This is a genomic window from Vibrio sp. B181a (assembly GCF_030248375.1).
Lineage (GTDB): Bacteria > Pseudomonadota > Gammaproteobacteria > Enterobacterales > Vibrionaceae > Vibrio > Vibrio campbellii.
Genome location: NZ_JAHGAD010000005.1, coordinates 40,221 through 53,807, shown reverse-complemented (window position 1 = coordinate 53,807; position 13,587 = coordinate 40,221). Strand labels below are relative to the sequence as shown.

13 protein-coding genes are annotated in these 13,587 nt (G+C 45.3%); 3 read left to right on the top strand and 10 right to left on the bottom strand.

Annotation, left to right across the window (positions count from 1 at the left end; all coding sequences use genetic code 11):
• Window positions 1-539 precede the first annotated feature (539 nt).
• The 7 genes from KIO97_RS01675 to dusA all read right to left on the bottom strand — a co-directional run bounded on the left by KIO97_RS01675 (window position 540) and on the right by dusA (window position 7,545).
• Window positions 540-1,319, bottom strand: a complete 780-nt coding sequence (locus KIO97_RS01675; protein ID WP_212581823.1) for a phosphoadenylyl-sulfate reductase — start codon at window positions 1,317-1,319, stop codon at window positions 540-542.
• Complete coding sequence (gene cysI, locus KIO97_RS01670; RefSeq protein ID WP_285380649.1) at window positions 1,312-3,048, bottom strand: assimilatory sulfite reductase (NADPH) hemoprotein subunit; 1,737 nt, start codon at window positions 3,046-3,048, stop codon at window positions 1,312-1,314. Before cysI ends, KIO97_RS01675 begins: the two co-directional genes overlap by 8 nt.
• Window positions 3,048-4,922 (bottom strand): assimilatory sulfite reductase (NADPH) flavoprotein subunit, encoded by a 1,875-nt coding sequence (locus KIO97_RS01665; protein WP_285380647.1) that lies wholly within the window; start codon window positions 4,920-4,922, stop codon window positions 3,048-3,050. The genes cysI and KIO97_RS01665 overlap by 1 nt, the downstream gene beginning before the upstream one ends.
• 117 nt (window positions 4,923-5,039) lie before the next feature.
• The gene (locus KIO97_RS01660) at window positions 5,040-5,270 is read right to left on the bottom strand and encodes a hypothetical protein (protein WP_005451530.1); all 231 of its coding nucleotides are present in this window, start codon (window positions 5,268-5,270) and stop codon (window positions 5,040-5,042) included.
• 149 nt (window positions 5,271-5,419) lie between these two features.
• Window positions 5,420-6,085, bottom strand: coding sequence for a TIGR04219 family outer membrane beta-barrel protein (locus KIO97_RS01655; protein WP_005536440.1), 666 nt, complete (start codon window positions 6,083-6,085; stop codon window positions 5,420-5,422).
• Window positions 6,086-6,185: 100 nt separating this feature from the next.
• Window positions 6,186-6,401 carry an envelope stress response protein PspG gene (gene pspG, locus KIO97_RS01650; RefSeq protein WP_005451528.1) on the bottom strand — a complete coding sequence of 72 codons (216 nt, stop codon included), beginning with the start codon at window positions 6,399-6,401 and terminating at the stop codon, window positions 6,186-6,188.
• Between the two features lie 163 nt (window positions 6,402-6,564).
• Window positions 6,565-7,545: a tRNA dihydrouridine(20/20a) synthase DusA gene (dusA, locus tag KIO97_RS01645; protein WP_285380643.1), complete on the bottom strand. Its 981-nt coding sequence runs from the start codon at window positions 7,543-7,545 to the stop codon at window positions 6,565-6,567.
• A 285-nt stretch (window positions 7,546-7,830) separates the two neighbouring features.
• Between dusA and zur the strand changes: the two genes are divergently transcribed.
• Both zur and KIO97_RS01635 read left to right on the top strand, forming a co-directional pair.
• Window positions 7,831-8,286 carry a zinc uptake transcriptional repressor Zur gene (gene zur / locus KIO97_RS01640; RefSeq protein ID WP_005536446.1) on the top strand — a complete coding sequence of 152 codons (456 nt, stop codon included), beginning with the start codon at window positions 7,831-7,833 and terminating at the stop codon, window positions 8,284-8,286.
• Window positions 8,287-8,304: 18 nt separating this feature from the next.
• Window positions 8,305-8,766: a chemotaxis protein CheX gene (locus KIO97_RS01635; RefSeq protein WP_005381269.1), complete on the top strand. Its 462-nt coding sequence runs from the start codon at window positions 8,305-8,307 to the stop codon at window positions 8,764-8,766.
• Window positions 8,767-8,867: 101 nt separating this feature from the next.
• On the opposite strand, the gene pgi is transcribed toward KIO97_RS01635, so the two are convergent.
• Window positions 8,868-10,520 carry a glucose-6-phosphate isomerase gene (gene pgi / locus KIO97_RS01630; protein WP_045401507.1) on the bottom strand — a complete coding sequence of 551 codons (1,653 nt, stop codon included), beginning with the start codon at window positions 10,518-10,520 and terminating at the stop codon, window positions 8,868-8,870.
• A gap of 306 nt (window positions 10,521-10,826) precedes the next feature.
• Here pgi and KIO97_RS01625 point away from each other — a divergent pair, with 306 nt between their 5' ends.
• Complete coding sequence (locus tag KIO97_RS01625) at window positions 10,827-11,246, top strand: secondary thiamine-phosphate synthase enzyme YjbQ (RefSeq protein WP_021017969.1); 420 nt, start codon at window positions 10,827-10,829, stop codon at window positions 11,244-11,246.
• A 53-nt stretch (window positions 11,247-11,299) separates the two neighbouring features.
• Here KIO97_RS01625 and KIO97_RS01620 read toward each other — a convergent pair whose 3' ends face one another.
• Together KIO97_RS01620 and alr are read right to left on the bottom strand one after the other, a co-directional pair.
• The gene (locus KIO97_RS01620) at window positions 11,300-12,496 is read right to left on the bottom strand and encodes a BamA/TamA family outer membrane protein (RefSeq protein WP_285380640.1); all 1,197 of its coding nucleotides are present in this window, start codon (window positions 12,494-12,496) and stop codon (window positions 11,300-11,302) included.
• Window positions 12,497-12,499: 3 nt separating this feature from the next.
• Window positions 12,500-13,576, bottom strand: a complete 1,077-nt coding sequence (gene alr / locus KIO97_RS01615) for an alanine racemase (RefSeq protein WP_122020217.1) — start codon at window positions 13,574-13,576, stop codon at window positions 12,500-12,502.
• Between the last annotated feature and the right edge of the window lie 11 nt (window positions 13,577-13,587).

Sequence of the window (13,587 nt, the reverse complement as noted above, 5' to 3'; positions counted from 1 at the left end):
CGACTCAATGGTCACTTCGTTTCATTGAAACCTAATTTGAAGCCGAAGCTTCTAATTGGATTATCATCAACGAGTGCCCACACAGATTGATAGGTTCTTATTTTTAAAGAGCTACTCTTCTTTGTGATTCACATCACTTCGGAAGAGGCGGCCATTCTAGCGAGATAATTTTCTGTGTCAAACACTTTTTGCTATTTATTTTATTTTTTAAAGTAAAAGCAATTAACTATTTCGTTTTTCTTTCTGACCTTGTCGACTTTGCTTTGAAGCCTTGTGAGCTCTGCCCTGTCGACAAGGAGGCATTATAGAGATCGCGCTCACATTGGCAAGCGTTATTTTGCAAAAATTGCAAAAATAATGGTTAAACGATGAGTTTTCGATCAAACCTTTATTTATCCAACTTTACCCCAAGAAAGCAAACAACTTATCCACAGAGTTATCCTTTTCCACCCTCTTTTTCTTCCTCTATAAATAAGGAAAGCTGCTTTACAGCAGCTTTCTTTATTTACCCTGAACACGACTTTCGCCAGAGCTAGCATCTAAATGCCTGAGCCATCCTGCTCACTACCGTCGTCTTCATGTAATCCACACTCACGCTTTAAGCCAAAGAAACGGGTTTCTTCTTCTGACATACCCGGCTCCCACTTTCTACTGGTATGAGTATCTCCTACTGATAAGTAGCCTTGCTCCCAAAGAGGGTGATAACTCAAACCATGCTCTTCTAGGTAGTAGTGCACATCCTTATTAGTCCAGTCGATCACTGGTAAGAATTTAAATACGCCATTTTGAATCGACAAGATTGGTAGACCTGCACGAGATTGACTTTGCTCTCGACGCAAACCTGAAAACCAAGTACCGACGTTTTGCTCACGTAGAGCTCGTCGCATTGGCTCGACTTTGTTTATCTTGTTGTACTTTTCAATTCCCTCTATACCTTGTTCCCAAAGTTTTCCATAACGTGCTTCTTGCCAATTGGCACTTTCTTTTGCTCGGTACACTTTAAGGTTGAGGCTCAGTTGCGCTTTCAGCTGGTCGATAAATTGATAAGTCTCTGCAAATAGATAACCGGTGTCCGTTAGGATGATTGGAATGTCCGGCTTTTGTTGTGTCACGAGATGGAGCATCACTGCGGCTTGGATACCGAAACTGGAAGAGACTGCGAACTCCCCTTCCAAGTTCTCCAATGCCCACTTTACTCTCTCTTGTGCCGAAAGCTGTTCGAGCTCGACATTGATTTGAGCAAGACGGAGGATTTGCTCCGTCTTAGTTAATGTCAGTAACTCTGTTAGCTCCGGTTTGGACGCTACAGAATCAAGCATGGAAGTCCCTCTTTGATACGAACACTTCTTGGATAATGCCAGCTCGAATTGTGAAGTCACCAAATGCTTCGCCTTCTTCACGTTCAGCAGCCCAACGAGCCACCAGCTGATCAATCTCTTCTAAGATTTGCTTATCCGTAATGTTCTCTTTATACATCTTCGGTACTCGAGTACCACCGCGGTTACCACCTAGGTGTAAGTTGTATCGACCTGGTGCTTTACCAACTAAGCCGATTTCTGCCAGCATTGCTCGACCACAACCATTTGGACACCCTGTTACTCGCAGAATGATATTGTCTTCTTCAGGGATACCATGCTTTTCTAGAATACCTTCTACATCGGTTACGAACTGAGGAAGGAAGCGTTCTGCTTCTGCCATTGCTAATGGACATGTTGGGAACGCCACACACGCCATCGAGTTCTTACGTTGTTCACTTACGCCGTCATCCATTAAGCCATGTTCACGAGCAATCTTTTCGATCTTCGCTTTTTGGCTTTTTGGTACACCAGCAACAATCAGGTTTTGGTTTGCTGTCATACGGAAATCGCCTTTGTGGATTTTGGCAATTTCAGCAACGCCTGTCTTAAGTGGTTTACCCGGGAAATCTAATAGACGGCCGTTTTCGATGAAGAGTGCTAGGTGGTGCTTACCATCTATCCCTTCAACCCAACCGATACGGTCACCACGTTCTGTGAATTCGTAAGGACGGCTTTGTTCAAACTTAACACCGGCACGTTTTTCTACTTCCGCTTTAAACACATCACTACCAACACGATCTAATGTGTATTTGGTTTTTGCATTCTTACGATTAGAACGGTTACCCCAATCACGTTGAGTTGTTACTACAGCAGCAGCAACATCAAGTGTTTTCTCCAATGGAATAAAACCAAAGTCATCCGCTCTACGTGGATACGTTGACGTATCACCATGCGTCATCGCTAGACCACCACCAACAAGCACGTTAAAACCAACCAGCTGTCCGTTATCTGCAATCGCTACGAAGTTAAGATCGTTAGCGTGTACGTCTACGTCATTTTGCGGTGGGATAACCACTGTGGTTTTAAACTTACGTGGTAAGTAGTTCTTACCTAGAATCGGTTCGTCTTCTTCCGTGCTTTCTACTTTTTCACCGTCTAACCAAATCTCGGCATAAGCGCGTGTCTTCGGTAGTAGATGCTCACTGATCTTCTTCGCCCATTCGTAAGCTTCTTGGTGTAGCTCCGACTCCACTGGGTTAGTGGTGCACAACACGTTACGGTTAACATCACCCGCAGTTGCAATCGAGTCAATACCAATGCTGTTTAACGTTTGGTGCATCAACTTGATATTTGGTTTTAGCACGCCATGGAACTGGAACGTTTGACGAGTAGTAAGACGAATACTTCCATATAAAGAATGCTCGGTTGCAAACTTGTCGATCGCTAGCCATTGCTTTGGTGTAATGATGCCACCCGGCATACGCGCACGAAGCATGACGTTATGTAGCGGCTCCAACTTTTGTTTAGCACGCTCGTTACGGATATCGCGGTCATCTTGCTGGTACATTCCGTGAAAACGAATCAATTGGAAGTTGTCTGCAGTAAAGCCACCAGTAATGCGGTCTTGCAGATCTTTTTCAATCGTTCCACGCAGTAAATTACTTTCTCTTTTTAGGCGCTCGTTATCCGAGAGTGGACCAAGCACCTCACCTAATACTTCTTGGCTGTTTGATTGTTGATTCGCGCTCATTAGTACACATCCCTTTGGTAACGTTTCGCTTTACGTAGATCGTTGATAAATGCTTCGGCTTCTTCACGAGATAGCTTGCCTTGTTGCTCGGCTACAAATACCAGCGCATCGTGAACATCTTTTGCCATACGAGTGGCATCACCACATACATAGATGTAGGCACCATCTTGAATCCATTGCCACACTTGTTCAGCGTTTTCTAGGATGCGATGTTGAACGTAAACCTTCTCTGCTTGGTCACGGCTAAACGCAACATCAAGGCGAGTCAGCAAACCTGACTTGAGATACTTCTGCCATTCCACTTGGTAAAGGAAATCTTGAGTAAAGGTACGGTCACCAAAGAACAACCAGTTCTTGCCTTCCGCGTCACGGTTATCACGCTCTTGAATAAAGCTACGGAAAGGCGCAATACCGGTACCAGGACCAACCATGATGATTGGAGTGTTGTCATCTTGTGGCAGTTTGAAGTTATTGTTGTGCTCAACAAACACTTTCACTTCACCACCTTCTTCTAGACGTTGAGCGAGGAAACTCGATGCTCCGCCATAGCGCTTTTCATCACCTTTGTCGTATTCAACCAAGCCTACGGTTAGATGAACTTCTTCATCGACTTCCGTTTGACTCGAAGCGATAGAATATAGACGAGGTGTCAATCGACGAAGCAAACCAACCAATTCTTCTGCACTTAGCTTGGTCTTCTTCTCTGCAAGTACATCTACAACTTGAGTATTTGCAGCGTACTCACGAAGCTTGTCTTTATCTTCCACTAGCTTTTGTAGTTTCTTGCTACCAGATAGCTCTGCGAATTTAGTGATAAGTTGAGGGTTTGATGCGGTGATTTCGTACTTGCTAACCAATGCACTATGAATAGAAAGGCTTTCGCCATCCACTTCAACACTTTCTACACCGGATAGACCAGCCTTAGCTAAGATCGCGTTGGCTAATTCTGAACTATTGTCGAACCAAACACCTAGCGCATCACCTGGCTGATAGGTCAAACCCGACTCTTCAAGATCAATCTCTACATGGCGAACGTCTTTACCTGAATCACGGCCCGTGATTTTCTGGCTAGTCAGTAATGTTGCGGTATATGGGTTTTGCTTGTTATAAGCAGAATGTCCTGGAGCGGCTTGACCAACAGGTAGTTGAACGACTTCTGCTTCATTACCTGAAGAAAGGGCTTCTTTTACTTGTTCAAGCGCTTGCTTACGCCATTCAGCAGCCGGCGCTTCATAATCCACATCACAATCAATGCGATCGATGAAGGCTGTTGCGCCTAACTTAGACAAGTAACTATCAAAGTCTTTGCCAGTTTGGCAGAAGAACTCATAACTAGAATCGCCCAGTGCAATCACGGCGTATTGCAGGTTTGGTAACTTGGGTGCTTTTTTAGATTGAAGGAACTCATGCAGTTCAATGGCATTATCTGGTGCTTCGCCTTCACCATTGGTCGACGCCACGATAATCACGTGAGTCTCTTTTGCTAAGTTCTTGCCTTTGTAATCGCTGGCATCAAACAGCTCTACAGCAATGCCTTCAGCTTTAGCTTCTTGCTCTAGTGCTTCAGCAACGCCTTTCGCGTTACCGGTTTGAGAAGCAAAAATGATGCTTAGCTTGCCTGCTGGTTTCGCAGCAACAGAAGCAGCCGCCTGTGCGATTGGCGTTGTAGCCGCTGCACTTGGTTGGTTTTGAGCGAGTCCCCAGAAGTAACCGCTGACCCATGCAAGTTGCTGTGAAGACAACTCTGAGACAGTTTGTTGGAGTGAGTTAAATTGCTGGTCATTAAGCGGGCTTGCGATTGGTGGATTACCACCTTGCCCATTATTATCTTCCGACACTTTCTTGTGAGAATATTCATTCTGTTGAAAAGACATTGTCACGACATCCCTATTCATTGCGTGACGATAGATTAACCACTCTCTCTAATAACAAGAAAGAATAGAAGAGAATGTTTTATAACTTTTTGGAAGTAAGAACGCTGGACCTAGTGCTCAGCGATCCTCAATACGAACTTGTTGAAAGCCAACCGCCAACGCCGATTTTGATGCCGTATCGAGGTCATCATATAGGCACTCTTCCCCATGACTGTCTGTGAGACAAACAAACCCTCCACGGGCATGGCGAAACTCAACAACCCATCCTCCCTCTTGAATTGAAGGCTCGATGATGGCTTCTACTAGCTGGTTGTCACGAAATAGATGTCGTAATTCATTTATTGTCATCGCAATCCCTGCTCCAACTTTTCTACATTGCTCTCAATAAGCATGGTCGAAGACTGAAACTTGGGCGAGAAATTCGATTTAATATAATGAAGTGATATAAAAAAACGCCGCTTATAAAGCGACGTTTTAAAGGAATGAATGCAGCGTACTTAGAAAGAAAACTGAGCACCAACAAAGAAGCCGTCTGCAAAAATGAACTCTTTACCTAGGTTCGACAAGAATTCTTCAGACTCTAAATCAATCACACGGTAGCCACCACGGAATGTTAACTCAGACTCTTGGAAAGGAATGCGGTACTGAACACCAGCCATTAGGTCGGTGCTCTTAATGCCTTTGTTATCGCCGAAGTTCATTTCACCAATCACATCAAAGTTTGTGTTTGGCACTGTGATTTCTGCATAGCCGTACCAAGCCCAAATCAGTTCATCAAAGTCTTCAGTGCGAGCATTAGTGCCTGCGTCTACGTATTTTGTATCGCTCAAATTACTAAAGGTCAGACCCGCATCAAAATGCATCAGGTCGTGTTCAAGAATTTGGTAGTAAAGAGTGAGGTCGAGTTTGTCGAAACCCATGTAATCCGCATCAACACTTGAGTAACGAAGGCGCGCATTGGGAACGTACTTTACGTCATGCTCTATCGCAGCATAATAAGAACCCGTTGTGTCGCTATCTCTTCTTACTTCATTCACTTTGGTATCCGCTACCCAAACTTCCGCACCAACCTTGGTAGTGAAAGAAGACTCTTGCTCTGCAAAACAAGGGTTAGACGCTGCCAACGATAGTGTCGCTAAAGCGATGGTCGCTTTATATGTCATGTAATTTTTACTCCGAGATAGCTGATTTCAACATTAAGGGGCATGTGAGAAATACTAACATACTCTCACAGCCCGCCATCAACTAAATCTCTACAATCCGTTACTTATAACGAGGCTGAGCGACAAAGTTTTTAAAAAACCATATGCCTAATGCAATGACTATCAACCAAGGCAATAGTTTTAATACTGCGCCCACCATACCCAACAAGAACATCACAACCAATGCGATACCTGTCGCGGCAAATACGGTCACCATGGTAATACCGGTTACCAACAGGGTTGCTGTGAAAACTAAAATAAAGATCAGCTCCAACATAATCACTTCTCCTTTGTTTTAGTTTTACTAGAGCAGGTTCCATACCAACTTATCAAAAATAGCATAAATCCATGATATTTAGACAAAAATAAAGCCAGAGGCATTTCCACACTCTGGCTTTATCATTTGTCAGTTGGCCATTTTCACCAACCACTGGTGAAATTTACACATTCAATTCTTTTGGGATCTTCGCTAGTGCGTCTTGCAGCACTTCTAGGCCAGAACCCGGTTTGTGCGCGTTTTCACTGATGTGACGACGCCATTGACGAGCACCCGGCATGCTTTGGAAGAGACCCAGCATGTGGCGTGTGATGTGACCTAGGTAAGCCCCTTTTGCCAATTGCGCTTCAATGTACGGGTACATCTCTTCAACAATTTCGCTGCGCTTTTTCACTGGCGTGTTTGAACCAAATAGTTCTTGGTCAACAGATGCCAACAAATAAGGGCTTTGGTACGCTTCTCGACCGATCATCACACCATCTAGGTATTGTAGATGCTCTTTCGCTTCTTCTAATGATTTCACACCACCGTTAAGCGCAATCGTTAAGTGTGAGAAATCTTTCTTCAGTTGGTAAGCACGTGGGTAATCCAATGGTGGGATCTCACGGTTTTCTTTCGGACTTAGACCACTTAACCATGCTTTACGCGCGTGGATAGTGAACTGCTCACAGCCACCCTTCTCAGAAACAATAGATACGAAATCGGTTAGGAACTCATAAGAATCTTGGTCATCGATGCCGATACGTGTTTTCACAGTAACAGGCACGTCTACCACGTCTTTCATCGCCGCTACGCAGTCTGCGACCAATTGAGGCTCTGCCATTAAACATGCACCGAAGCGACCATTTTGAACACGATCCGACGGACAACCCACGTTTAGGTTAATCTCATCGTAGCCGCGCTCCTGTGCTAGCTTGGCACACGTTGCCAAATCTGCTGGGTTAGAACCACCAAGCTGAAGGGCTAACGGATGCTCTTCTTCGTTATAAGCCAGGAAACCCCCTTTTCCATGAATGATCGCGCCTGTAGTCACCATTTCGGTGTACAACAGGGTTTCTTTGGTCATTAAGCGATGGAAGTAGCGACAATGACGATCCGTCCAATCCAACATTGGTGCTACAGAGAGCCTGCAAGAATGAGTCATGATATAAACACCCGTTTTTACGTTGCCAAGATAGAGCGCGACGGTGCGCTCAAAAAATGAAGTCGGGTATTGTATACCCACTGTGCAGTGGATGCGAGTGTTGTGAGCTTACTTCCCAACTGGTGTATTTCGGCATTGGGATCTCGTTCTGTGATATCGGTTACTCTCTCTGATATACACCTGCTTGCTTTAATTCATGATTTTCGGTCTGATAGTGGGTAAAATGAAGTCTTTCTAAACGAAGTTCGTATAGAAATGGTTTATCATAAAGCACGTCCGATAGTTATGGTGAAAGATTTGGACCCAACAATCCTTGAACAAATTGAACATATCTGCGCAGAGCGCGGAGTAAGATTGACGCCGCAACGCCGACGCGTTTTTGAGCTCATTTGTTCTAATCGCCGCGCCTCTAGTGCGTATGAGCTATTGGAGCAACTGAAAGAGAGTGAGCCACAGGCTAAACCACCGACGGTATACCGAGCATTAGATTTTCTTCTAGAACAAGGCTTTATTCATCGAGTGGAATCAAACAACAGCTTTATCACTTGCTGTTCGTTCAACACTCAACAGCACTTTTTCCAACTGCTAATTTGCGATAAATGTGGCGATGTCGTTGAACTTGAAGACGAGACGCTGATATCCTTGTTAGCCAATAACGCCGAGAAACATGGATTCAAACTGACGAATCACGTTATCGAAACCCATGGCGAGTGCCAGGCATGTTCCTCGGAGACGAAATAAGAAAGATAGAAGAACGTTATGCGCGCTGAATTTGTAAACCCGTTTTTGGCTTCTTTAATGAATGTGCTAAAAACCATGGCTTCACTTGAATTGAAGCCACAAAAACCGCGAATCAAGAAAGATGAGATCGCACGAGGTGACGTTTCTGGCCTTATTGGCATGGTTGGCCCGCAAACTCGTGGCTCTATGTCGATTACCTTTGACGAAGCGTTAGCACTTGAAATCATGCAGAACATGCTTGGTGAACGTCCAAATGGACTGAACGAAGAAGTGACTGATATGGTGGGCGAAATCACGAATATGGTGACAGGCGGAGCGAAGCGCATTCTAGCGGAAAGTGGGTTTGATTTTGATATGGCAACACCGGTTGTGGTATCAGGTCGAGGTCATACCATTCGCCACAAGTGTGAAGGCTCAATCATCATCATGCCTTTCTCTTCACAGTGGGGAAATGCCTTCATCGAGATTTGCTTCGAATAATCGAGAAGAAATAGGTTGGTCAGTGCCAACCTATTTTTGTTTCTGCCTCAGGCAATAAAAAAGGTCAGCGTTTGCTGACCTTTTCTTTTTCTATTCAAACATTAAGCTTTGAACGCTTTAAATGCATTGATTAGACCATTTGTCGAGCTGTCATGTGAGTTGATTTCTGACTCATCCGCTAGCTCAGGTAGGATTTGGTTTGCTAGCTGTTTACCTAGCTCAACGCCCCATTGGTCAAAGCTGAAGATGTTCCAGATAACGCCTTGAACGAAGATTTTGTGCTCGTACATTGCGATCAGGTTACCTAGTGTGCGAGGTGTGATTTGCTTAACTAGGATCGAGTTCGTTGGGCGATTACCTTCAAATACTTTGAATGGTACTAGAGACGCCATTTCTTCTTCGCTCTTACCTGCTTTCGCAAATTCTGCTTTCACAGTTTCTGCAGACTTACCAAATGCCAGTGCTTCTGTTTGTGCAAAGAAGTTAGACATCAGTTTTTGGTGGTGGTCGCTTGCTGGGTTGTGACTGATTGCTGGTGCAATGAAGTCACATGGGATCAGCTTAGTGCCTTGGTGAATCAGCTGGTAAAACGCGTGCTGACCGTTAGTACCTGGCTCACCCCAGATGATAGGACCCGTTTGGTAAGTCACTGCGTTGCCTTCACGGTCTACGTACTTACCGTTAGATTCCATGTTACCTTGCTGGAAGTATGCCGCGAAACGGTGCATGTACTGGTCGTAAGGTAGGATTGCTTCAGACTCAGCGCCGTGGAAGTTGTTGTACCAAATACCGATCAGAGCAAGAATCACTGGGATGTTGCTTTCTAGATCTGTCGACACGAAGTGGTTATCCATCTCGTGAGCACCGTCTAGAAGCTCAATGAAGTTGTCGTAACCTACAGCCAGTGCAATAGAAAGACCGATTGCAGACCATAGTGAGTAACGACCACCAACCCAGTCCCAGAATTCAAACATGTTGTCTGTGTCGATACCAAACTCAGATACCGCAGGAGCGTTAGTAGAAAGCGCTGCGAAGTGCTTAGCAACATGTGCTTGATCGCCAGCAGTTGCTAGGAACCAATCACGTGCAGAGTGCGCGTTTGTCATAGTTTCTTGAGTCGTGAACGTCTTAGACGCGATCAAGAATAGCGTTGTCTCTGGGTCTACTTTCTTCAAAGTTTCAACGATGTGAGTACCATCAACGTTAGAAACGAAGTGTAGGTTTAGGTGGTTTTTGTATGGTGCTAGTGCTTCAGTCACCATGTAAGGACCAAGGTCAGAACCGCCGATACCGATGTTTACGATGTCTGTGATTGCTTTACCTGTGTAACCTTTCCACTCACCGCCGATTACGCGCTCAGTGAATGATTTGATTTTCTCAAGAACCGCGTTTACCGCAGGCATTACGTCTTCGCCGCCAACCATTACAGGCTTGTTCGAACGGTTACGTAGTGCAGTGTGAAGAACAGCGCGATCTTCTGTTTTGTTGATCGCTTCACCACTGAACATCGCTTCAATAGCTGACTTAAGCTCAGTCTCGTTCGCAAGAGCGAAAAGGTGCTTCAGAGTTTCCTCGTTGATTAGGTTCTTTGAGTAATCAACTAGGATGTCTGAGCCGAAGCGCGCAGAGTATTTGTCAAAACGCGCTGCGTCTTGAGCAAATAGCTCTTTCAGATCCATATCTTGTGCAGATTCGAAATGCGCAGTTAGCGCTTTCCAAGCTTGTGTTTGCGTTGGATTGATATTTTTCAACATGGTCTTTATCCCGATGTTACAGTAGGTTCCATTCCTGACAGTCTAGCGAAAACTGCGGAATCCCCGATTAAGCAAATAGAATATAAATGAGATGTTTGGGCAAATTGCCACAAAACAAGTCTTTGTAATTTTTTTTCAGTCGCCAATTATGACTGAGTGCCCTTTCACTCGCATTGAGTTAGGTCACGTTCCCTGTTTCGAATTTAAACAATTCATTTATGATGCTGGGAATCATATCATTTCGTAATGACAGGCTCTAATTGGATTAGGATAGACGCCAAACCAAATTTTTCCAAAGGAACGCATATGTGGGCACAAAAAACTCTGCAATTAAAAGCGCGTAGCCGAGGCTTTCATCTAATCACTGATGAAATTGAACAACAATTACCGCAAATCCAATCGCTTTCAGTAGGTTTGTTACATTTATTCATTCAGCACACCTCTGCCAGTTTGACCTTGAATGAAAACGCGGACCCAACGGTGCGAATGGATATGGAAGCCCACTTCAATAAGTTCGTGCCTGAGCGTGCACCATATTACCAACACACTTATGAAGGCGATGATGATATGCCCGCACATATTAAAGCCTCTCTACTTGGCAGCAGTGTGACAATTCCTATCCAAAACGGTCAGTTAGCTTTAGGAACATGGCAGGGTATTTACTTAGGTGAACACCGAGATTACGGTGGCAGTCGTCGTATTATTGCCACCATCAACGGTGAATAGTTCAGATAAAACAAAGGCTAACTCACTAAGTTAGCCTTTGTTTTTATATCGATTTAGAACGGTTGGTTGATCATGACTCGGAAAGTGCCTTCATCTGCACCTTTGGCCATTTCAGCACGAACCACAATCCCTTCGACTTGGAAGCGCACCGCACCGCCGACGTTCCACTTCATGTCTTCATGCAGTGTTTTTAAATCATAATCATCCGCGACTCGCCCCACTTCAGCAAACGCGACCCATTGCCACCAAGGCAGATCGTAGTAGTTGATGAGAGGGATATCATCGAGCGGCTGCCAGTCTGGTAATACGCGGTACTCCGCAGAGTAGTGAATCGCGCTGCGTCCATGATAACGACCCGCCGTGTAACCACGCAGACGATACAAGCCACCCAAGCGAGCTTGCTCTTGCTCTGGTGGACGAGCACATACTGCACCATCGCATTTATTCCACGTTGGCGTATCTGCAGTATAGAAGTCAAACGCCAGCACTTGCTGATCGAACCAATCACCGAGTGGACCTAACGAGTAGTACTGACTGTTTTGGAATTCCCACTTCAGCCATAAGTCTTCCGACTGTAGGCTCTCTGCACCCGTGGTTAAATCAAACGACGTATGAGAGCCTCGTGTCGTGTTACGCACACTGTCGCGGTTGTCCCAGTCAAATGTCAGGCTGAACCCTGTCGCTTCTTCTTTCTTATCATTGTAGATATCTAACTCACGAGAAGAATAAAACGGCGTGAAGATAATTGAGCTCACACCAGAATCGACCGGAGAAGCAAAGCTCACATCTCTCACTGGTTGGAATGCACCAAGCAGTCCGTGTTCACGAACATTACCCCAAGGAAGCAGGTACTTGAACTCCAGTTTGTAGTTCTCTTCGTCGCCATTGGTTACCGTTTTATCTTCCGTTAAAGAGCTATTCGAGCCTTGATCACCTAAGTAATAAGGGTTGTCGTTAAAGCGCGCTTGATACATCTGCGTGCTAAACAAAAGGTTTGAAGACAAAGCGTAGTTGAAGGCCGAAAGAAAACCGACGTAGCTGTCCTTCTCTGAATACAGGCCCATACCAAACAAGGCAGCTTGCGGTTGCCCTACTCCTTTTGCAACGCCAGCAAGGCCTACTGTACTTCCAAGCGTTTCAGTACTGAAATAGAACGGAACAAATGCTGAGTCTTTCTCTTTCGCGACTATCTGTGGAGATAAAAAAAGGCTGGCAGAAAATGCCAGCACTGAGAATAATCTTTTCTTCATGGGTTACTTCGAATATTCCATTTCGACACGAGAAGTCAGTTTAGTCACCAACTCATAAGCAATGGTGCCTATGTGGCTTGCTACCTCTTCTACCGGTAAGTCCTTGCCCCATAGAATCGCTTCATCGCTTACTTTATCAGTCGCATCTGGCCCTAAATCGACCGTCAGCATATCCATAGAAACACGGCCTGCAATTGGTACTTTGCGTCCATTAACCAGAACAGGCGTACCATTTGGCGCTGTACGTGGGTAGCCATCACCGTAACCCACCGCAATCACGCCGACTTTGGTATCACGTTCGCTGGTCCACATGCCGCCGTAACCGACACTTTCGCCTTTTTTCACTTCACGTACTGCGATCAAGTGCGACTTCAGTGTCATAACAGGTTTGTAACCCATATCTTGCGCGGTTTTATCGTTGAATGGAGACACGCCGTACATAATGATACCCGGACGAACCCAATCTAGCTGACTTTGTGGCCAAGCAAGCAAGCCTGCTGACGCAGCCAAAGAACGCTCGCCCTGACAGCCAGCGGTAAGCGACATAAACAAGTCGATTTGCTCTGTCGTGATGCTGTTATCCAGTTCATCAGCACAACCAAAGTGGCTCATGTAACGCAGCGGTTTCGCTACATTTGGACACTCTTTCAGGCGTGTGATGAATTCATTGTATTGCTCTGGACGTACACCAAGACGATGCATACCACTGTCGATTTTGAGCCAAACCACAACGGGCGTTTCGAGCTCAGCTTGCTCTAATGCCGCCAACTGCTCTTCACAATGGACAACCGTTTGAATGTTATTAGTCACCAACACGGGTAAGTCGCCAGGTGAGTAAAAGCCTTCTAGTAATAGAATCGGCTTCACCACACCACACGCGCGTAGCTGAAGCGCTTCTTCAATGCGAGCAACGCCAAAGGCATCCGCATGCGTAGCGTGTTTAGCTACATGACGAAGACCATGACCGTAGCCATTTGCCTTCACCACCGCCATCACTTTGCTGTCTGGTGCTTGTTGTTTTACTCGTTGTAAGTTGTGCTGCAGTGCTGACAAATCAATGCATGCCATCGCGGCTTTCATGTAGCTCATTG

What these genes read in the sequence shown, in the direction of transcription:
- KIO97_RS01675 (WP_212581823.1), bottom strand. Translation starts at nt 1,319, where the DNA reads ATGCTTGATTCTGTAGCGTCCAAACCGGAGCTAACAGAGTTACTGACA.
- cysI (WP_285380649.1), bottom strand. Translation starts at nt 3,048, where the DNA reads ATGAGCGCGAATCAACAATCAAACAGCCAAGAAGTATTAGGTGAGGTG.
- KIO97_RS01665 (WP_285380647.1), bottom strand. Translation starts at nt 4,922, where the DNA reads ATGTCTTTTCAACAGAATGAATATTCTCACAAGAAAGTGTCGGAAGAT.
- KIO97_RS01660 (WP_005451530.1), bottom strand. Translation starts at nt 5,270, where the DNA reads ATGACAATAAATGAATTACGACATCTATTTCGTGACAACCAGCTAGTA.
- KIO97_RS01655 (WP_005536440.1), bottom strand. Translation starts at nt 6,085, where the DNA reads ATGACATATAAAGCGACCATCGCTTTAGCGACACTATCGTTGGCAGCG.
- pspG (WP_005451528.1), bottom strand. Translation starts at nt 6,401, where the DNA reads ATGTTGGAGCTGATCTTTATTTTAGTTTTCACAGCAACCCTGTTGGTA.
- dusA (WP_285380643.1), bottom strand. Translation starts at nt 7,545, where the DNA reads ATGACTCATTCTTGCAGGCTCTCTGTAGCACCAATGTTGGATTGGACG.
- zur (WP_005536446.1), top strand. Translation starts at nt 7,831, where the DNA reads ATGGTGAAAGATTTGGACCCAACAATCCTTGAACAAATTGAACATATC.
- KIO97_RS01635 (WP_005381269.1), top strand. Translation starts at nt 8,305, where the DNA reads ATGCGCGCTGAATTTGTAAACCCGTTTTTGGCTTCTTTAATGAATGTG.
- pgi (WP_045401507.1), bottom strand. Translation starts at nt 10,520, where the DNA reads ATGTTGAAAAATATCAATCCAACGCAAACACAAGCTTGGAAAGCGCTA.
- KIO97_RS01625 (WP_021017969.1), top strand. Translation starts at nt 10,827, where the DNA reads ATGTGGGCACAAAAAACTCTGCAATTAAAAGCGCGTAGCCGAGGCTTT.
- KIO97_RS01620 (WP_285380640.1), bottom strand. Translation starts at nt 12,496, where the DNA reads ATGAAGAAAAGATTATTCTCAGTGCTGGCATTTTCTGCCAGCCTTTTT.
- alr (WP_122020217.1), bottom strand. Translation starts at nt 13,576, where the DNA reads ATGAAAGCCGCGATGGCATGCATTGATTTGTCAGCACTGCAGCACAAC.